The 19,484-nt window shown below is 64.4% G+C and carries 20 protein-coding genes; 10 read left to right on the top strand and 10 right to left on the bottom strand.

All coding sequences use genetic code 11. From position 1 onward, the window contains the following. Positions 1-49: 49 nt before the first annotated feature. Positions 50-376 carry a DUF3392 family protein gene (locus APH30_RS11780; RefSeq protein WP_054912642.1) on the top strand — a complete coding sequence of 109 codons (327 nt, stop codon included), beginning with the start codon at positions 50-52 and terminating at the stop codon, positions 374-376. Between the two features lie 639 nt (positions 377-1,015). On the opposite strand, the gene trmB is transcribed toward APH30_RS11780, so the two are convergent. From trmB to APH30_RS11760, 4 genes are all read right to left on the bottom strand, one after another. Then, on the bottom strand, positions 1,016-1,738 hold the full coding sequence (trmB, locus tag APH30_RS11775; RefSeq protein WP_054912641.1) for a tRNA (guanosine(46)-N7)-methyltransferase TrmB: 723 nt from the start codon (positions 1,736-1,738) through the stop codon (positions 1,016-1,018). Between the two features lie 9 nt (positions 1,739-1,747). Continuing rightward, the gene (locus APH30_RS11770) at positions 1,748-2,560 is read right to left on the bottom strand and encodes a thiazole synthase (protein ID WP_009684921.1); all 813 of its coding nucleotides are present in this window, start codon (positions 2,558-2,560) and stop codon (positions 1,748-1,750) included. Between the two features lie 54 nt (positions 2,561-2,614). Next, the gene (gene thiS / locus APH30_RS11765) at positions 2,615-2,815 is read right to left on the bottom strand and encodes a sulfur carrier protein ThiS (RefSeq protein ID WP_009684920.1); all 201 of its coding nucleotides are present in this window, start codon (positions 2,813-2,815) and stop codon (positions 2,615-2,617) included. A 102-nt stretch (positions 2,816-2,917) separates the two neighbouring features. Further along, on the bottom strand, positions 2,918-3,289 hold the full coding sequence (locus APH30_RS11760) for a DUF423 domain-containing protein (RefSeq protein ID WP_009684919.1): 372 nt from the start codon (positions 3,287-3,289) through the stop codon (positions 2,918-2,920). A 64-nt stretch (positions 3,290-3,353) separates the two neighbouring features. On the opposite strand from APH30_RS11760, the gene mtgA reads away from it, so the two are divergent. Beyond that, a complete protein-coding gene (mtgA, locus tag APH30_RS11755; RefSeq protein WP_054912640.1) occupies positions 3,354-4,064 on the top strand; it encodes a monofunctional biosynthetic peptidoglycan transglycosylase in 711 nt (236 codons plus the stop codon). A 75-nt stretch (positions 4,065-4,139) separates the two neighbouring features. Here the strand turns inward: mtgA and rpoH are convergent, their stop codons facing one another. The 4 genes from rpoH to ftsY all read right to left on the bottom strand — a co-directional run bounded on the left by rpoH (position 4,140) and on the right by ftsY (position 8,274). Further along, a complete protein-coding gene (gene rpoH, locus APH30_RS11750; RefSeq protein WP_009684917.1) occupies positions 4,140-4,994 on the bottom strand; it encodes an RNA polymerase sigma factor RpoH in 855 nt (284 codons plus the stop codon). A gap of 111 nt (positions 4,995-5,105) precedes the next feature. Beyond that, positions 5,106-6,131 carry a permease-like cell division protein FtsX gene (ftsX, locus tag APH30_RS11745; protein ID WP_029886166.1) on the bottom strand — a complete coding sequence of 342 codons (1,026 nt, stop codon included), beginning with the start codon at positions 6,129-6,131 and terminating at the stop codon, positions 5,106-5,108. After that, on the bottom strand, positions 6,128-6,799 hold the full coding sequence (gene ftsE / locus APH30_RS11740) for a cell division ATP-binding protein FtsE (protein WP_009684915.1): 672 nt from the start codon (positions 6,797-6,799) through the stop codon (positions 6,128-6,130). The genes ftsX and ftsE overlap by 4 nt, the downstream gene beginning before the upstream one ends. A 2-nt stretch (positions 6,800-6,801) precedes the next feature. After that, on the bottom strand, positions 6,802-8,274 hold the full coding sequence (gene ftsY, locus APH30_RS11735) for a signal recognition particle-docking protein FtsY (RefSeq protein ID WP_054912639.1): 1,473 nt from the start codon (positions 8,272-8,274) through the stop codon (positions 6,802-6,804). 231 nt (positions 8,275-8,505) lie between these two features. Here ftsY and APH30_RS11730 point away from each other — a divergent pair, with 231 nt between their 5' ends. The 6 genes from APH30_RS11730 to APH30_RS11705 are packed head-to-tail and all read left to right on the top strand — an operon-like array spanning position 8,506 to position 15,797. After that, positions 8,506-9,861 (top strand): pitrilysin family protein, encoded by a 1,356-nt coding sequence (locus APH30_RS11730; protein ID WP_029886168.1) that lies wholly within the window; start codon positions 8,506-8,508, stop codon positions 9,859-9,861. Beyond that, positions 9,854-11,344, top strand: coding sequence for a pitrilysin family protein (locus APH30_RS11725; RefSeq protein WP_029886169.1), 1,491 nt, complete (start codon positions 9,854-9,856; stop codon positions 11,342-11,344). Before APH30_RS11730 ends, APH30_RS11725 begins: the two co-directional genes overlap by 8 nt. Continuing rightward, the gene (gene rsmD, locus APH30_RS11720) at positions 11,344-11,946 is read left to right on the top strand and encodes a 16S rRNA (guanine(966)-N(2))-methyltransferase RsmD (protein ID WP_054912638.1); all 603 of its coding nucleotides are present in this window, start codon (positions 11,344-11,346) and stop codon (positions 11,944-11,946) included. The genes APH30_RS11725 and rsmD overlap by 1 nt, the downstream gene beginning before the upstream one ends. Positions 11,947-11,985: 39 nt before the next feature. Continuing rightward, entirely contained in the window at positions 11,986-13,350 is a 1,365-nt protein-coding gene (locus APH30_RS11715) for a pitrilysin family protein (RefSeq protein WP_177333726.1), read from the top strand. Continuing rightward, complete coding sequence (locus APH30_RS11710; protein WP_054912637.1) at positions 13,347-14,744, top strand: pitrilysin family protein; 1,398 nt, start codon at positions 13,347-13,349, stop codon at positions 14,742-14,744. Before APH30_RS11715 ends, APH30_RS11710 begins: the two co-directional genes overlap by 4 nt. A gap of 60 nt (positions 14,745-14,804) precedes the next feature. Continuing rightward, positions 14,805-15,797, top strand: a complete 993-nt coding sequence (locus APH30_RS11705; protein ID WP_054912636.1) for a hydrolase — start codon at positions 14,805-14,807, stop codon at positions 15,795-15,797. Positions 15,798-15,830: 33 nt separating this feature from the next. On the opposite strand, the gene APH30_RS11700 is transcribed toward APH30_RS11705, so the two are convergent. Beyond that, entirely contained in the window at positions 15,831-16,685 is an 855-nt protein-coding gene (locus APH30_RS11700) for a sulfurtransferase (protein ID WP_054912635.1), read from the bottom strand. Positions 16,686-16,733: 48 nt separating this feature from the next. Next, a complete protein-coding gene (locus APH30_RS11695; protein WP_029887460.1) occupies positions 16,734-17,399 on the bottom strand; it encodes a TetR/AcrR family transcriptional regulator in 666 nt (221 codons plus the stop codon). A 151-nt stretch (positions 17,400-17,550) separates the two neighbouring features. Here APH30_RS11695 and APH30_RS11690 point away from each other — a divergent pair, with 151 nt between their 5' ends. Together APH30_RS11690 and APH30_RS11685 are read left to right on the top strand one after the other, a co-directional pair. Then, positions 17,551-18,981 (top strand): coniferyl aldehyde dehydrogenase, encoded by a 1,431-nt coding sequence (locus APH30_RS11690; RefSeq protein ID WP_054912634.1) that lies wholly within the window; start codon positions 17,551-17,553, stop codon positions 18,979-18,981. Between the two features lie 10 nt (positions 18,982-18,991). Further along, positions 18,992-19,477, top strand: a complete 486-nt coding sequence (locus APH30_RS11685) for a hypothetical protein (RefSeq protein WP_054912633.1) — start codon at positions 18,992-18,994, stop codon at positions 19,475-19,477. Positions 19,478-19,484 lie beyond the last annotated feature (7 nt).

Here is a 19,484-nt window from a genome sequence, read left to right as displayed (position 1 = left end):
GCTATTCCTCAATGACCTGCTGCAGTATTTCTTGACCTAAGGATGACCCATGGATCTGGTACTTGATCTGCTCGCGACGGTTTCCCGCTGGAGCCGCGGCAACCTGTCAGAAATTTCGCTGGCCTTGGTAGGCTGCCTGCTGGTGCTGTTCGGCAGCGACGTCAAAAGCTGGGCCGAACAACGACTGGGCAGCCTGGGTGGCGCCCTGCGCGTACCGTTCATGGCGGTGATGGTGATGGTCGGCAGCGGCGCGGCACTGATCTATGCCACACCCTGGGTGGTGAAGGGGCTGAGCCAGTTCAACAACTACGCACTGGCGCCGGTGCTGCTGGTGGTCGTGGTGCTGATTGGCGTGGTGGCCGACCGGCGCGGCTGAGCCACAGCCTGGGGCTGAACGCTTGTGGGACATTCTGTCTTGCCCAGTTTCCAGAAGCTGGCGCGATCACTGTAGGAGCGGGTTTACCCGCGAAGAGGTCGGCACTGCCAGCAGAAGGCTTGAGATAGCCGGGGCTGCTTTGCAGCCCATCGCGACGCAAGGCCGCTCCTACACCGATCGCGCTAGTTGATCAGCGCAGGAAACAAGCGGGGCGCAGATTCTAAAAGCTGCCCCGGCAAACCAGGGCAGCCCTACCACTTGACTAGCCTTTAACGGGCGTCATCGAAGTGGTCGCGCATGAAGTCCCGAACGGTCTTGAGCAAGATCAAAATCCGGGCGAGCCTCCAGACAACCCGACCCATCACTGAATGGACTCTCACAGGAGCAGCTAGATGATACCCGGTCTACTTGACCGAGACTGTTAACTGCTTCGACACACTTGATGCCGGGTATTTCCGCACATTGACCCTGCTTCTGAAGGTGCCTATGATCACCTGACTGTGTAGAGCTTTCAGTGAAGCCTTGAAGCGAAGGATACTCAGTCCTTTTGCTCACACAAAAAACCGCTCATCTCAGAGCGGTTTTTTTTTGGCCTGCATTTCTACAGGCCACAGCCTACCGAAAGGCCGATTCAGCCGATCAGTCCACCTTCTCGAACTTCAAATCCCACACCCCATGCCCCAGCCGCTCGCCGCGGCGTTCGAACTTGGTGATCGGGCGCTCTTCGGGGCGCGGCACGTAGGTACCGTCTGCTGCGCGGTTGCGATAGCCCGGCGCAGCGCTCATCACTTCCAGCATGTACTCGGCATACGGCTCCCAGTCGGTGGCCATGTGGAACACGCCACCGGGCTTGAGCTTGCGCCGTACCAGCTCGGCGAACTCCAGCTGCACGATACGGCGCTTGTGGTGGCGCGCCTTGTGCCAAGGGTCGGGGAAGAACAGCATCAGGCGGTCGAGGCTGTTGTCGGCCACGCAGCGGTTCAACACTTCGATGGCATCGCAGTCATACACCCGCAGGTTCTTCAAACCCTGGGTCAGCACACCATTGAGCAGCGCACCAACACCGGGGCGGTGTACTTCCACACCAATGAAGTCCTGCTCCGGCGCGGCGGCGGCCATTTCCAGCAGGGAATGCCCCATACCGAAACCGATCTCCAGGGTACGCGGCGCGCAACGGCCGAATACCTGGTCGTAGTCCACCGGGCTGTCGGCCAACGGCAGGATGTACAGCGGGCCGCCTTGGTCCAGGCCGCGTTGCTGGCCTTCGGTCATGCGCCCGGCACGCATCACGAAACTCTTGATGCGGCGGTGTGGGCGCTGGTCGCCGTCGGCGGCGATCGGCGTATCTTGCAAATCAGTCATCTGGGGCTCTTACTTGATCAGACCATCCAGCGGCGAAGAGGCGCTGGCATAGAGTTTTTTCGGCATCCGGCCGGCCAGGTAGGCCATGCGACCGGCCACGATGGCGTGCTTCATGGCTTCGGCCATCAACACCGGCTGCTGGGCGTGGGCAATGGCCGAGTTCATCAGCACCGCCTCGCAGCCCATTTCCATGGCGATAGTGGCGTCGGAAGCGGTGCCCACGCCGGCATCGACCAGCACCGGGACTTTCGATTCTTCCAGGATGATCTGCAGGTTGTACGGGTTGCAGATACCCAGGCCCGTGCCGATCAGGCCGGCCAACGGCATCACCGCGATGCAGCCCGCCTCAGCCAGCTGGCGGGCAATGATCGGGTCATCGCTGGTGTAGACCATCACGTCGAAACCATCCTTGACCAGCACTTCGGCGGCCTTGAGGGTTTCGATCACATTGGGGAACAGGGTCTTCTGGTCCGCCAGCACTTCGAGCTTGACCAAGGTCCGCGACTCGTGGGACTTGTAGCCTTGCAGCAGCTCGCGGGCCAGGCGGCAGGTACGCACGGCCTCGGTGGCGTCGAAGCAGCCTGCGGTATTGGGCAGGATGGTGTACTTGTCGGGCGACAACACGTCGAGCAGGTTCGGCTCGCCCGCATTCTGGCCAAGGTTGGTCCGGCGCACGGCCACGGTGACGATCTCGGCACCCGAGGCCTCGGTAGCCAGGCGGGTCTCTTCCATGTCACGGTATTTGCCGGTGCCGACCAGCAGGCGCGACTGGAACGTGCGCCCGGCCAGAATGAAGGGCTTGTCGCTGCGAACGTTGCTCATCGTTGTTCCTCGGGAAAAGGTTGCAGGGCTTGCTTGTGAACCACCAGACTGCTGTCAGCCGCCACCGATCGCGTGGACCACTTCGACCTGGTCGCCGTCGTTCAGCAGGGTGCTCTCGTGCTGGCTACGCGGCACGATATCCAGGTTCAGTTCCACGGCAATGCGGCGCCCACTGAGCTCCAGGCGCGTCAGCAGGGCTGCAACGCTCTCGCCGGCAGGCAGTTCGTAAGGTTCACCGTTCAGTTGAATGCGCATGCGCACGGCCACCATTATTCTTTGGGGCCCGCATTCTAGCGCCGAACCGCCCCGCAACCCAAGGGCGGTGCGCGCCATTAGTCGCGATTGTGGACCAGCTGGTCAGCCCAGCCGCCAGGCCGCCAACCCCAGGCATAGCCAGCCGGCCAGGAAGCACAGGCCGCCGATCGGGGTGATGATGCCCAGCTTGGTCAGGCCGCTGAGGGCCAGCAGGTACAGGCTGCCGGAGAACAGCACGATACCCACCGCAAACAGCCCACCGGCCCAGCCCACCAGGCGCCCGGGCAGGTGCGCCGAGAGCACGGCAACCGCAAGAATCGCCAGCGCATGCACCAGTTGGTAGGTCACGCCGGTGTGGAACACCGCCAGGTAGTCGGCCGTCAGCCGGTTTTTCAGGCCGTGGGCGGCGAAGGCACCCAGTGCGACTCCGGTAAAGCCGAAAAAGGCGGCAAGCATCAGGAAGCTGCGAAGCATGGGACGACTCCTTGGATCGGGTCTGTATAATGGCCCCTTCCACCCGTACGGCCAAGCCATCGTCATGCTGCCATCCCTTATTCGCCGCCTCTTCCTTGCCCTGCTCTGGTTCGCTGCCTGCAGCATCGTGCTGGTGCTGGTGTTCCGCTGGGTGCCCCCGCCCGGCACGGCGCTGATGGTCGAGCGCAAGGTGCAATCCTGGGTCAATGGCGACCCCATCGACCTGCAGCGCGACTGGGAGCCGTGGCAGAACATCTCCGATGAACTCAAGGTCGCGGTCATTGCCGGCGAAGACCAGAAGTTCGCCAGCCACTGGGGCTTCGACATCCCGGCTATCCAGGCTGCGCTGGCCTACAACGAGCGCGGCGGCAGCATTCGTGGCGCCAGCACCCTGACCCAGCAAGTGGCCAAGAACCTGTTCCTGTGGTCGGGGCGCAGCTGGTTCCGCAAAGGGCTGGAAGCGTGGTTCACGGCACTGATCGAACTGCTCTGGTCCAAGGAACGCATTCTCGAGGTTTACCTGAACAGCGCCGAGTGGGGCAAAGGCGTATTCGGCGCCCAGGCGGCGGCGCGCTATCACTTTGGTGTCGATGCCAGCCAGCTCACCCGCCAGCAGGCAGCGCAACTGGCCGCAGTATTGCCCAGCCCGATCAAGTGGAGTGCCAGCCGGCCGAGCGCCTACGTGGCAAGCCGTGCCGGGTGGATTCGCCGGCAAATGAGCCAGCTGGGTGGCCCCAGCTACCTGATGCAGCTCGACTCATCCAGAAAGCTTTGAATGCAGTGCCGGCACAAATGAAAAAGCCGCTCGCTCCGTCGGAGCCAGCGGCTTTTCTGTGCAACAAAGGCCCGATCAGGCTGCGATCAGTGCCTTGACCTTGTTCATCGCATTCTTCTCCAGCTGGCGAATCCGCTCAGCCGAAACGCTGTACTTGTCTGCCAGCTCATGCAGGGTGGCCTTCTCTTCAGCCAACCAGCGCTGGTAGAGAATGTCGCGGCTGCGCTCGTCCAGCCCTTGCAGCGCTTCGTGCAGGTTGCTGGTGGAGTTGTCGCTCCAGTCGGCATCCTCCAGTTGCACCGCCGGGTCGTACCGGTGGTCTTCCAGGTAATGCGCAGGGGACTGGAACGCGCTGTCGTCGTCAGCTTCCGCTGCCGGGTCGAACGCCATGTCCTGCCCGCTGAGGCGGCTTTCCATCTCGCGCACTTCACGCGGCTCGACGCCAAGGCTCTCCGCCACGCGATGCACTTCGTCGTTGTTCAACCAGGCCAGGCGCTTCTTCTGGCTGCGCAGGTTGAAGAACAGCTTGCGCTGGGCCTTGGTGGTAGCCACCTTGACGATGCGCCAGTTGCGCAGGATGAACTCGTGGATCTCGGCCTTGATCCAGTGCACGGCGAACGACACCAGGCGCACGCCCATTTCAGGGTTGAAGCGTTTGACGGCCTTCATCAGGCCAACGTTGCCTTCCTGAATCAGGTCAGCCTGGGCCAGCCCATAGCCAGCATAGCTACGGGCGATATGTACGACGAAACGCAGGTGGGCCATCACCATTTGACGAGCGGCCTCGACATCCTGCTGATAATAGAGACGCTCGCCCAGATCACGCTCCTGCTCGACCGTCAGCAGCGGGATGCTGTTGACCGTGTGCACATAGGCTTCCAGGTTTGCACCGGGTACCAAGGCATAGGCAGGTTGCAACGATGTGGTCATTCAAGAACCTCCGACTTACTAGACTCGCGCTTTTTGGGCGCTGCCAACATTGACCTGGAACGACGGTACAAGTTCCATCGTGAACAAAATGTCAATGCTGGCCTGTAAAAACTATCGCGGTGCCAGCTCGTTCAAGTGGCGGGCGACTGCAATCCATGCACCGATATACCCCAACAACACCGCTCCGATCAAGAGCGACAGACCATCGGACCCCGGCACTCCGCCCAGGGCGAAGTCACTGCCGTATAGCCCGGAAAGCCCTACCACCGCCTCGTTCAGCCAGTTCAGGCCAAACGCCAGGATCCCCCACGCCAGCAGCCCTGCACCCAGGCCATACAATGCGCCCATGTATAGGAAAGGCCGGCGTACGTAGGCGTCGGTGCCGCCGACCAGCTTGATCACTTCGATCTCGATGCGGCGGTTTTCGATATGTAGACGAATTGTGTTACCGATTACTAACAGCAGTGCAGAAATAAGCATCACCGCCAGACCGAAGACGAACCGGTCACCCAGCTTGAGGATCGCCGCCAGCCGCTCGACCCAGACCAGGTCCAGTTGCGCCACATCCACCCGCGGCAGCTCCGCAAGGCGCTGACGCAAGGCTTCAAGGGCGGGCTTGTCGACCTCGGTCGGGGTGACTACCACCACACCTGGCAGCGGGTTTTCCGGCAGCTCGCGCAAGGCCTCGCCCAGACCGGACTGCTGCTGGAATTCCTCCAGCGCCTGCTCGCGGCTGACATACTGCGCATCTGCCACGCCGGGCATGCCCTTGATCTCGTCACGCAGCGCCTCGCCATCACGGCTGCCGGCATCCAGCTTGAGGTACAGCGAAATCTGCGCCGCGCGCTGCCACGAACCGCCCAGTTGCTCGACGTTCTTCAACAGCAACGACAGGCCCATCGGCATGCTCAGCGCGACGGCCATCACCAGGCAGGTGAAGAAGCTGCCGATCGGCTGCTTGCCCAGCCGGCGCAGGCTGTCAGCCAGGCTGGCACGGTGGCTTTCCAGCCAGGCGTGCAACAACGTGCGGAAATCCGGGCCGTCATCGTCTTCGCCGCGTTTTTTCTTCGCCGGCTGCGGGTCGGCTGGCTTCGGCGCAACGCGCTCGGAAACCTTTGGCGTACGTGTAGTGCTCATTGCCCGGCCTCCCCATCGCCGATCAAGCGGCCGCGCTGCAAGGTCAGCATGCGGTGACGCATGCGCGCAATCAGTGCCAGGTCGTGGCTGGCGATCAAAACCGTAGTACCCAGGCGGTTGATGTCCTCGAATACCCCCATGATTTCTGCGGCCAGCCGCGGGTCGAGGTTACCGGTGGGTTCATCAGCCAGCAGCAGCGCGGGCTGGTGGACGATTGCCCGGGCAATGCCGACCCGCTGCTGCTGCCCGGTGGACAGGTCAGCCGGGAACAGCTCGCCCTTGTCGGCCAGCGACACGCGCTCCAGGGCGGAATCGACGCGCTTGGCGATCTCGGCCTTGGACAAGCCCAGAATCTGCAGCGGCAGGGCAATGTTGTTGAACACCGTGCGGTCGAACAACAGTTGATGGTTCTGGAACACCACGCCGATCTGCCGGCGCAGGAACGGGATCTGGGCGTTGCTGATCTGGCCCAGATCCTGCCCGGCCAGCATCAGCTTGCCGCTGGTCGGGCGCTCCATGGCCAGCAGCAGGCGCAGCAAGGTGCTCTTGCCGGCGCCCGAGTGGCCGGTGACGAACAGGAACTCGCCCCGGCGCGCCCGGAAACTCAGCTCATGCAAACCGACATGACCATTGGGATAGCGCTTGGCAACCTGTTCGAATCGGATCATGGTCAGTCTCGCTCGGCGAACAGAGCCTTGACGAAAGGCTCCGCTTCGAAGGTGCGCAGGTCGTCGATGCCTTCGCCGACACCGATGAAGCGGATCGGCAACTTGAACTGCTTGGCCAGGGCGAAGATCACCCCGCCCTTGGCGGTGCCATCGAGCTTGGTCAGGGCCAGGCCGGTCAATTCGACACTCTGGTTGAAGTACTTGGCCTGGCTGATGGCGTTCTGCCCGGTACCGGCGTCGAGCACCAGCAGCACCTCGTGCGGCGCCTCGGCGTCGAGCTTGCCGATGACCCGGCGCACCTTCTTCAGCTCCTCCATTAGGTTGTCCTTGGTGTGCAGGCGGCCGGCGGTGTCGGCGATCAGCACGTCCACGCCGCGGGCCTTGGCGGCCTGCACGGCGTCGAAAATGACCGATGCGGAGTCGGCACCGGTGTGCTGGGCGATGACCGGAATCTGGTTACGCTCACCCCACACCTGCAACTGCTCGACCGCTGCGGCGCGGAAGGTATCGCCGGCGGCCAGCATCACCTTCTTGCCTTCCTGTTGCAGTTTTTTCGCCAGTTTGCCGATGGTGGTGGTCTTGCCGGCGCCGTTCACGCCCACCACCAGGATCACGTAGGGCTTGTTCTGCGCCTGCACTTTCAGTGGCTGCTCGACCGGACGCAGCAATGCCGCCAGCTCTTCCTGCAGCGACTTGTACAGGGCGTCGGCATCGGCCAGTTGCTTGCGGGCGACTTTCTGGGTCAGGTTCTGGACGATGGTCGACGTGGCTTCCACGCCCACGTCGGCGGTCAGCAGGCGCGTTTCGATCTCGTCGAGCAAGTCGTCGTCGATGACTTTCTTGCCCAGGAACAGGCTGGCCATCCCCTCGCCAATGGAGGCACTGGTCTTCGACAGGCCCTGCTTGAGGCGGGCAAAGAAGCCAGGCTTGGCCTGTTCGCCCGGCGCTGCCGCTGGCTCTGGCGCGACCTCCACGGCTGTGGCAGCCACGGCCGGCGGGGCAACCACCTCAGGTGCAGGGCGCTCGGGGATCGCCGGTGGCGCCTTGGGTTCCAGGTCCGGCACCAGCGCTACCGGCTCTTCGGCCACCGGCAGTACCAGGTTGCTGACCGGCGCAGGCTCGGTACGGGCGACGTCCACTACAGCCGCTGGCACCGGCGCAGGGGCAACGGGTTGCGGCGCGGGCGCTACCGGCGGCGGGGAAACCAGCGGCTCGGGTTCAGCGGCCGGCAACGGCTGCACAGCGACCGGCGCCGGCGCTTCGGCTGCCGGGGCAGGCGCGGGCGCCTCAGGCTGCGGCGCTTCAGCAGCGGGGGCCTCGACCGGAGCGGCTACAGGTTGCTCGACAGCGGGGGCTTCACTGGCGGGAACGCCAGCGTCCACAGGTTGTTGCGGCTTCTTGCGAAACCAGCTGAACAGGCCTTTCTTTTCACCAGCCTCGGCCGGCGCTTTCTTGTCGTCGTTGGAACCAAACATGGAAGACGGCTATCTCAGGGTAGCGATGCGCCAGCTACGGCGGATCGGGAATTCTCTCTACGCAGAACAGACTATCTTGAAGCCGGCTGGTTCATGCGCAATGTTTTGTCTTAGTGTCCTGTGGGCCAGAACGGCGACAGGCATGGTCGCCAGGCAACCGGATCAGTATCCTAGCACCTCCTGGCCCGTCGACGCTAAACCCAGCGGGCCGCCGAACAGGTTAAACACCGTATGAATGCTCTAGCCCGCCGCGCCGCTGGCCTGTTGCTCGGCACGCTCTGCCTGCCGCTCGCGGCCTTCGCCGCCGATGTGCAACCCACCCACGAATTCATCCTCGACAACGGCCTCAAGGTCGTGGTGCGCGAAGACCACCGTGCCCCGGTGGTGGTCTCGCAGATCTGGTACAAGGTCGGTTCCAGCTACGAAACCCCGGGCCAGACCGGCCTGTCGCACGCCCTGGAGCACATGATGTTCAAGGGGAGCGCCAAGCTCGGCCCCGGCGAAGCTTCACGCGTGCTGCGCGACCTGGGCGCCGAAGAGAACGCCTTCACCAGCGACGACTACACCGCCTACTACCAGGTGCTGGCGCGTGACCGCCTGCCCGTAGCCCTGGAACTGGAGGCAGACCGCCTGGCCAGCCTGCGCCTGCCAGCCGACGAATTCAGCAAGGAAATCGAGGTCATCAAGGAAGAGCGCCGCCTGCGTACCGACGATCAGCCCACTGCAAAGGCCTTCGAGCTGTTCCGCGCCATGGCCTACCCTGCCAGCGGCTACCATACCCCGACCATCGGCTGGATGGCCGACCTGGAGCGCATGAAGGTCGAGGAACTGCGCCACTGGTACGAGTCCTGGTATGCCCCCAACAATGCCACCTTGGTGGTGGTCGGCGATGTCACCCCCGACGAGGTCAAAGGCCTGGCGCAGAAGTACTTCGGCAGCATTCCGAAGCGCACCGTGCCACCGGCCAAGCTGCCACTGGAACTCGCAGAACCCGGCCAGCGCCAGCTGACCCTGCACGTGCGCACCCAACTGCCGAGCCTGATCTACGGGTTCAACGTGCCCGGCCTGGCCACGGCCAAGGACCCCCGCACCGTACACGCCCTGCGCCTGATCTCGGCGCTGCTCGACGGCGGCTACAGCGCCCGCATGCCGGCGCGCCTGGAGCGTGGCCAGGAGCTGGTGGCCGGTGCTTCGTCCAGCTACAACGCCTTTACCCGTGGCGACAGCCTGTTCCTTATTTCGGCCACGCCGAACGTTCAGAAGCAGAAAACCCTGGCCGACGTCGAGAAGGGCGTGTGGCAACTGCTCGACGAACTGAAGACCACCCCGCCCAGCGCCGAAGAACTGGAGCGCGTACGCGCCCAGGTTATCGCCGGCCTGGTCTATGACCGCGACTCCATCAGCAGCCAGGCCACCACCATCGGCCAACTGGAAACCGTCGGCCTGTCCTGGAAGCTGATCGACAGCGAACTGGACGAGCTCAAGCGCGTTACCCCGCAGGACATCCAGAACGCCGCGCGCACCTATTTCACCCGCGAACGCCTGAGCGTTGCCCATGTACTGCCCGAGGAGTCCGCTCATGAGTGATCGTCGCGCACCACGCCCAACCCTGTTGGCCACCGGTATCCGCGCCCTGGCGCTGGCAGCGGTGCTGGCTGCCCCGGCCCTGGCCGACAACGCCGCCAAGGCCGACAACACCGCGGCCCGGCCGGCCAACACCCTGCAGTCGCTGGCCGAGCTGGACGGCAAGGCGCCGAGCCGGCGCCAGCTGAACATCCAGCACTGGAACACCGCCGAAGGGGCCCGGGTGCTGTTCGTCGAGGCGCGCGAGCTGCCGATGTTCGACCTGCGCGTGACCTTTGCCGCCGGCAGCAGCCAGGACGGCGGCACGCCAGGCCTGGCTGCCTTGACCAACGCCATGCTCAACGAAGGCGTGGCCGGCAAGGACGTGACCGCCATCGCCGAAGGTTTCGAGAGCCTGGGCGCAGACTTTGGCAACGGCTCCTACCGTGACATGGCCGTGGCCTCGCTGCGCAGCCTCAGCGCCAAGGACAAGCGCGAGCCGGCGCTCAAGCTGTTCACCGAGGTCGCCGGCAAGCCGAGCTTCCCTGAAGACGCGCTCAAGCGCATCAAGAACCAGATGCTGGCCGGCTTCGAGTACGAGAAGCAGAACCCTGGCAAAATCGCTGGCAAAGCGCTGTTCACCAACCTCTATGGCGACCACCCCTACGCCCACCCCAGCGATGGCACTGCCGAAAGCATCAACGGCATCGGCCTGGCCCAACTGCGCGCTTTCCATGCCAAGGCCTACACCGGTGGCAACGCCGTGATCGCCCTGGTCGGCGACCTCAGCCGCACCGAAGCCGAAGCCATCGCCGCCCAGGTGTCCGCCGGGCTACCCAAAGGCCCGGCGCTGCCCGCGCCGGCGCAGCCGGCCGAAGCCAAGCCCGGCCTGACCCACATCGATTTCCCGTCCAAGCAGACCCACCTGATGCTGGCCGAGCTTGGCATCGACCGCCAGGACCCGGACTGGCCTGCACTGTCGCTGGGTAACCAGATCCTCGGCGGCGGTGCTTTCGGTACCCGGCTGATGAGCGAAGTGCGGGAAAAACGCGGCCTGACGTACGGCGTTTACTCGGTCTTCAGCCCGATGCAGGTGCGCGGCCCGTTCATGATCAACCTGCAAACCCGCGCCGAACTCAGCGAGGGCACGCTCAAGCTGGTCCAGGGCATTCTCGCCGACTACCTCAAGACCGGCCCCACCCAGCAGGAGCTGGACGATGCCAAGCGCGAACTGGCCGGCAGCTTCCCGTTGTCCAATGCCAGCAATGCCAGCATCGTCGGCCAGCTGGGCGCCATCGGCTTCTACAACTTGCCGCTGACCTGGCTGGAGGACTTCATGCAGCAGTCCCAGGCCCTCACTGTCGAGCAGGTCAAGGCCGCCATGAACAAACACCTGTCAGCCGATAAACTGGTGATCGTCACCGTTGGCCCGAAAGTGCCACAGAAACCGCTGCCAGCACCCACTGACAAGCCCTCCGAGCAGCCGCTCGGGGTACCGGAGCACTAATGCCAAGATCCACCCCTCCCGCCCGCCCACAAACCGCGCAAAGCAAGGGCCAGGGCCACCTGCGCATCATCGCCGGCGAGTGGCGCAGCCGTCGCCTGGCGGTGCCGGAAGGTGAAGGCCTGCGGCCAACGCCCGACCGTGTGCGCGAAACCGTCTTCAACTGGCTGGCGCCCTACATCGAGGGCGCTCGGGTACTGGACGCCTTCACCGGCAGTGGCGCCCTCGTGCTCGAAGCCCTGTCCCGCGGCGCCGAAGACGCCGTGGCACTGGACAGCAACCCGGCGGCCATCGCCAACCTGAAAAACAACCTGGAAATCCTCCGCTGCCCGCGCGGGCAAATCCTGCAAACCGATGCCCTGCGCTACTTGCAGAACCCGGCCAAGCAGCAGTTCGACGTGGTGTTCCTCGACCCGCCATTCCACCAGGACCTGCTTGCCAACGCCTGCAACCTGCTGGAGCAGCACCAGTGGCTCAGCGAGCAAGCCTGGGTCTACACCGAGAGCGAAGCAGCGCCATCGGCCCTGCAACTGCCCGGCAACTGGCGTTTGCATCGCGAGAAAAAAACCGGCCAGGTGTATTACGCGCTGTGGCAGCGGGGCTAACTATGTAGCGCTGCCTACGGTGCCATTTCGCTGAAGCTGTTGCGGTTCACCCAACCGGAGCACTTCAGCGATGACTTCACCTGCGCCCGTCACCCTCGACCAGGTCTCGGCAGGACTGGCATCTGTGGCTTCAGCCGCCCCTTGCCACTGCAGCACTTCACCCTGAGCAACGGTTTGTCCGTCTACCTGCGGCCAGACCACACCAACCAGCTGGCCGCCGTGCAACTTTGGTATCACGTGGGTTCCAGCCATGAGCCCGCGGGCCACAGCAACCTGTCCCACCTCCTGGAACACCTGATTTTCGAAGGCAGCAGCAAACTTGCCGCCGGCCAATACTCGCGAGTGATCGCCCGCCTGGGCGGCAACGCCAATGCCAGCACCCATGAAGAGGCGACGGCGTATGAGATAACGCTGCCGGTCGCTCGTCTGCCAATCGCATTGGAGATCATGGCCGATGCCATGAACAGCGCGACCTTCGGCCAGGCAGAACTGGACCGGGAAAAGAAAGCCGTCGAGGACGAAAGGCGCCTCAAGTTGGACAACCACCCAGACCAACAGGCGTACGACCTTCACCTGGCGCTGGCCCATGGCGGCAATGCCTATGGGCAACCGAGCTTCGGTTCCCTGGCCGACCTTGCCGATATAGGACTGGAAACGCTGCGAACCTGGTATGCAACCTGGTACCGGCCCAACAACGCCACGCTGGTGGTGGTTGGCGGCATCGACCTGGCAACCCTGCGCACCCAGGTGGAGCAGCACTTCGCCGGCCTGCCGAGCGCGCCAGTGCCGAAGCGCCCCGCACCACGGCAAGCCCAGCCGTTGCAGGCGCGCACGCAAACCGTGAGCCTGCCCGGGTTACGCGAAGGGCTGTTCATGTCGTTCAACGTTCCGAGCAGGGCCACCGCCGCGGATGCAGCCACCGCCCCTGCCCTCGAGTTGATCCGCGAGGTGCTGGCCGAGGGGTTCAGCGCCAGGCTCTACAGTGACCTGGTGCGCGACAAACGCCTGCTCACCGGCATCAGCATCACCTATCAGCCCTTGTTGCAGGGTGACACGCTGCTGACCCTGTCAGCGTACGTGAACAGCATGAACAGCACGCCAGCACAGGCTGCACACGCTGTTTGCCAGCACCTCGAAGCACTGCGCAACACTGCGGTGCCCACTGCTGAGCTTGAACGCGCGAAATTGCGCATGCTTGCCCGCCGCCTGTTCACTGACAGCCAGGTGGCCCAAGCCGAGCGAATCGGCGAGGCCGCCGCTGCCGGCATCGCCGTCGCGGCCGTGGACCAAGACATCCAGATCATCCGCGACCTCGACAGCCAACAGGTGCAGCAAGTGGCACTTGCCTACCTGGGGCGCGAACGGTTGACCACCAGCTACCTTCAGCCAGGAGCAACAGCATGATCCAGGTACCCTCCCCGGCCCCCTTGCCGCTGACGTGCAACGGCCCGGCTGACGACACCGCCTTGGCGGCCATGGCCAACCTGCACTCGGCACAGGGTATCGACCTTGGCCACATTCCAGACCTGCAGGCCCACCCTGAGCACTGGCGAACGGCAGAAGGCACCCGCGTCAGCTTCCTCGCACGCCATGACCGGCCCATGTTCGACCTGGCATTACGCTTTCGCGCAGGCAGCGTACTCGACGGCGCCCACCCTGGGCTTGCGGCACTTGTGCTGTACAGCCTCGACCAAGGCACCGGGCAACTCGACGCCACGCGGTTCGCCGAGGATATGGCCGGTTTCGGCGCCATCCTGGGCAGGAGGATCAGCGACGACAGCGCCCTTGTCACCCTGCGCGCCCTGAGCCTGCCGGCACTGCGCGACAGCGCGATGCAACTGCTGACCGAGATGCTGGCCCGCCCGGCATTGCGCGCGGGCGATGTGGCCAAAATCGGCGAACGGCTCGTATTCAGCCAGGCCAGGTATGGCAACCATCCGCTGCTGCGGATTACCAAGGCGGCCACCGCGCATATCTTCAGCGGCCACCCCTACGCGGCCACCCTGACGGCGCAGACTATCGCCAGCATTGGCGATGACCAGATCCGGGCGTTCCACCAACAGGCGTATTCGGCCAACAACCTCGACATCGGCCTGGTGGGCAACCTGACCCGCGAGGAAGCACGGCAGCTTGTCGACGACCTGGTCCGGGCCCTGCCGCAAGGCTGGGCGGCGCAACGCACGCCATCGGTTCCCGACTACCAGGCATTGGACCTGAATCTCGCTGCGGCCAGCAGTACCACCCAGGCAACGCTCACCCTTGCAACGAACGTATCGGCCCAGGATCCGGTGTTCCCGGCCCTGTATCTGCTCAACGCAATCCTGGGCAGTAGCTACGAGTCGCGCCTTACCCAGGAATTGCGCACCCTGCGCAACCTCACCTACGCCATCTCCTGCGACTTGAGGCCGCTGGATGCCGCCAGCCAGTTGCAGATCCACTGGGATATCGCCCCCCAGTACCGGGATGCCTCTGGCGCGCTGGTGTCGGCGATTCTGGCATGCCTGCGTGAACACGGCCCCAGCCAGGCCGAATGCGACATGGCGGTGAACCAGATCGCCGGTAAACTGCACGACAGCCTGGCAGACCGCGCGAGAATGGCCCAGGCCTTGGCCACCTACAGCCACCAGGGCTTGGCGCCAGACCACCTGGGCACCTTCCTCGCTAGACTGTCGGCGCTTACGCCTGCCAACCTGCGTGAAGCGGCGCAAGTCTGGTTGCAGGCCCCACAGGTATTCGTCACCAGCGGCCCGGTTACCGAGCAATTGCCATTACCCAAACCGACCGCGCTCGACCAATAGCGCAGGTACAAAGGCGCTGTTTCGTGGCACTCTAGGCCGGCACATCACGAGTCGCCCAGCATGCCTAGCTTCAGCGCCCCTTTCCGTCCGGCCATCGGCCTGTCCAACCCGCATCTGCAAACATTGTGGGGCCCCCTGTGGCGCAAGCTGCCAGCGCTTGCGCGCAACCGGGAGCGCCTGTGGCTGGCTGATGGCGACTTCATCGACCTGGACTGGCATGGCCCGCACCAGCCGCAGGCGCCGCTGGTACTGGTGTTGCACGGGCTGACCGGTTCCTCTGACTCACCCTATGTGAAGGGCTTGCAGCAAACCCTGCAAGCGCGGGGCTGGGCCAGCGTGGCGGTGAACTGGCGCGGCTGTTCGGGCGAACCCAACCTGTTGCCCCGAAGCTATCACTCCGGCGCCAGCGAAGACCTGGCGGAGATCATCGCCCACCTGCGCGCCCAGCGCCCACTGGCACCGCTGTATGCGGTGGGTTATTCGCTGGGCGGCAACGTGTTGTTGAAATACCTGGGTGAAAGCGGCGTCGCCAGCCAGCTGGAGGCTGCGGTAGCGGTCTCGGTACCGTTTCGTCTGGACCACTGCGCAGACCGCATCGGCCAGGGATTTTCCAAGGTGTACCAGGCGCACTTCATGCGCGAAATGCTGGCGTATGTACAACTCAAGCAGCGGCACTTCCATGCCCAGGGCCAGCATGACCGGTTGGCCGAACTCGACCGCCTGGGCCAGCTGAGCAACCTGCGCACGTTCTGGGAGTTCGACGGCAAGGTCACGGCCCCCTTGAACGGTTTTCGCGATGTACACGACTACTATCGCCGCTCGTCGAGCCACTTCTTTCTTGGCCAGAACCGCACGCCAACGCTGATCATTCAGTCCAGTGACGACCCGTTCGTGTCCAGCCACAGCTTGCCGACCGCGCGGGAACTGGCCCCCCAGACCCGTTTCGAGCTGCACCGCCGCGGCGGCCATGTGGGCTTTGTCGATGGCAGCCTGCGCAGGCCCGGGTACTACCTGGAACGGCGGATTCCGCAGTGGCTGGTGGAGGGCCAGTAACGTCCCTCCATGCCCTGCTCGCGGCAGACGTACCTATTCGCCGGTGGCCACCCCATGCTCCGGATCAGTGATCCACTCACTCCACGACCCGGCATACAGCTTGCCCAGCGGGTAACCTGCCAGCGCCAGTGCAAACAGGTTGTGACATGCCGTCACCCCCGAACCGCAGTAAGACACCACTTGCTCCGGTGCCCGCCCGGCCAGCTTTTCGGCAAAGCGCTGCCTGAGCTGATCGGCCGGCAAAAAGCGCCCGTCGGGCCCCAGGTTGTCAGTAAACGCCGCGCACTGCGCGCCGGGGATATGCCCTGCCACCGGGTCGATGGGCTCCACCTCGCCGCGAAAACGCGGCAATGCCCGCGCATCGATCAGGGTCAGGTCTGCATTGCCCAGGCGCTTGGCCAGGTGGTCGGCATCGATCAGCAGCGCGGGGTCTGGCTTGCCGCTGAACGTGCCTTGGCGCTTGGGTGCAGGGTCCAGGCTCAGGGGCAGGTGCGCTGCATGCCAGGCCTTCAGGCCACCGTCGAGAATCGCCACGCCGCTGCGCTTGCCCAACCAGACCAGCAGCCACCAGGCACGGGCAGCAAAGGCGCCGGGGCCGTCGTCGTACAGCACCAATTCGCTGTCGTTGTCCACACCCCACTCACGCAAGCGCTCGACCAGCCGCTGCGCATCGGGCAACGGGTGGCGCCCGGTACGCCCCTTGCTCACCGGCCCGCTGAGATCGCGGTCGAGGTCGGCAAAATGTGCACCGGCTATGTGCCCTTGCGCATAGCTGCGTTGGCCATAGTCGACATCTTCAAGGGCAAAGCGGCAGTCGAGGATCACCGATTTGGGCGAGCCCAGACGCTCGGCCAATTGTTGCGGGGTGATCAATTGCGCAAGGGGCATGACAATCTCCTGATCAATGGCACAAAGCAATGACACTGGCGCCCCGGGTTACAGCTCCAGGGCCTGGTTGAACGGTACCTGAAATTCCTGGCACAGCGCGTCCACCGCGTGGCGGGCACTGTCGGTGACGAAACCCAGCTCCAGCACCAGTACCTGGTAGACGCCGCGCATGAAGGCTTCTTCACCCAGGTGCGCGGAGTGCTCGCGGGTGGTGCTGAGAAAACGTACCCACGAGGTCAGCACGATCCAGGCGTTGATGGTCAGCGATTCGATCTGCGCCGGCGCCATGGCCAGGATGCCTGCCTCGACGAAGCCGCGATAGATCGCCTGGCCCTGGCGCAGGCAGCGCTCGGAGAAGCGCCGGTAGCGGGCGGCCAGTTCGGCATCGCTGTCCAGCAGATGCTCCAGGTCGCGGTGCAGGAAGCGGTAGTTCCACATCGCCGCCAGTAGCGCCTTGAGGTAGAACCGCTTGTCTTCCACGGTCGCCGCACGCCCCTGCGGCGGGCGCAGGAAACTGTCCACCAGTTCTTCGTACTGGCTGAACAACACCGCGATGATCGCCTGCTTGTTAGGGAAGTGGTAATACAGGTTGCCGGGCGAAATTTCCATGTGTGCGGCAATGTGGTTGGTACTGACGCATCTCTCGCCCTGCTGGTTGAACAGCTCCAGGCTGTTCTGCACGATGCGCTCTCGGGTCTTCATGCGCGGGGCCATGCTCAAGCTCCCAGTCTGCAGGCGTTGATAAAGGTTCATCTTACGGCGATTCACCCGGCTGATACACCGGTCTCTGCAAGGGTAATACTCGCGCCAACGCAGAAATTAGAGTATAGACTCTAGAAACCTCAAGCTCAGCCAGGAGACCGCCGTGACCTCGCCCATCGCCTTGCCTGCCGTGCATGCCGACCACGCCCTGGAGGCGACATTCAGCGCCCAGCGCCAGGCGTTCGCCGGCAACCCTCTGCCGCCGGCAACACAACGGCGGCAGTGGCTGAAAAGCTTGCGCGAGGCCCTGCTGGCCAACCAGCAGCAGCTCATCGCAGCAATTGATGCCGACTTCAGCGGGCGCAGCGCCGATGAAACATTGCTGGCCGAGCTTCTGCCCTCGGTGCAGGGCATACGCCATGCCGAGCGCCACCTGCAACGCTGGATGCGCCCTTCCAGGCGGGCGGTGGGGCTGGCATTCCAGCCGGCCAGCGCACGGGTGCTTTACCAGCCGCTAGGCGTTGTCGGCATCATCGTGCCGTGGAATTACCCGCTGTTTCTCGCCATCGGCCCGCTCACCTGTGCCCTGGCCGCTGGCAACCGGGTCATGCTCAAGCTCAGCGAGGCCACCCCGGCTACTGGCCAGGCCTTGCAGGCCCTGCTGCAACGGGTGTTTCCCGAGGACCTGGTCAGTGTGGTGCTTGGCGAGGTCGAGGTCGGCCAGGCGTTCGCCCGCCTGCCGTTCGATCACTTGCTGTTCACCGGGGCCACCAGCATAGGCCGCCAGGTTATGCTGGCGGCCGCGCAAAACCTGACGCCGGTGACCCTGGAGTTGGGCGGCAAATCCCCGGCCATCGTGTCGGCCAGCGTACCGCTGGAAACAGCCGCCGAGCGCATCGCCTTCGGCAAGACGCTCAACGCCGGCCAGACCTGCGTCGCCCCCGACTACGTGCTGGTGCCGCGCGAGCGCCTGAATGCTTTCGCCGATGCCTACGGCACCGCCGTACGGCGCATGTACCCTCGCATTGCCGGCAACCCTGACTACAGCGCCATCATCAACCCGCGGCAACTGGCACGCCTTGAGCACCTGCTGCAGGACGCGCGCGGCAAAGGTGCGCAGGTGGGCGACCTGTACGCCCACGAGACACGCCAGGGGCGGCGCCTGCCGCCACACGTACTGACCAAGGTGAACGACACCATGCAGGTCATGCAGGACGAAATATTCGGCCCGCTGCTGCCGCTGGTGCCCTACGACACGCTCGATGACGCGCTGGCCTACATCAACCAGCGCCCGCGGCCCTTGGCGCTGTACTACTTCGGCTACGACCGCGGCGAACAGCAACAGGTGTTGCAGCACAGCCATTCCGGCGGGGTATGCCTGAACGACACCTTGCTGCATGTGGCTCAGGACGACCTGCCGTTCGGTGGCATAGGCCCCTCGGGCATGGGGCACTACCACGGCCACGAAGGCTTCCTGACCTTCAGCAAGGCCAAGGCGGTACTGGCCAAGCAACGCTTCAACGCCGCACGGCTGATTTACCCGCCTTACGGCAAAGCCCTGCAGCGCCTGGTCTACAAGTTGTTCATCCGCTGAGGCCCGGGCCATGCACCGTCGCGAACTGCTGCGTTTCAGCGTTGCCGCGAGCACCTTCCTGGCCGGTGCCAGCCTGGTGGGCTGCAGCGCACAAACGGCCGCGCCGGGCTTTCAGGCGCTGCGCCACGATGACCTGCCACTGCTGCGCGCGCTGATACCGGTGGTGCTCAGCGGCACGCTGGCCACCGATACGCTGGTACTGCGCAGCCTCGATTACAAGCTGGCAGCGCTGTCGCCGGAGATGCTCAAACTTACCCGGCAATTGTTCGACGTGCTCAGCCTGCCGCTGACCCGCGGCCCACTGACCGGCATCTGGGGTGCCTGGGCCCAGGCCGCGCCCGCCCAGGTCGAGGCTTTCCTGCAGCGCTGGCAGGGCAGCTCGCTGAACCTGCTGCGCATGGGCCATGCCTCGCTGCTGCAACTGCTGCAAATGGCCTGGTACGAGCGCCCCGAGTCCTGGGCCGCCTGCGGCTACCCCGGCCCACCGAAAATCTGAACACGAC

This window comes from Pseudomonas sp. NBRC 111127, assembly GCF_001320345.1.
GTDB classification, from domain to species: Bacteria; Pseudomonadota; Gammaproteobacteria; order Pseudomonadales; family Pseudomonadaceae; genus Aquipseudomonas; species Aquipseudomonas juntendi.
This window is presented reverse-complemented; position numbering and strand designations above follow the sequence as displayed.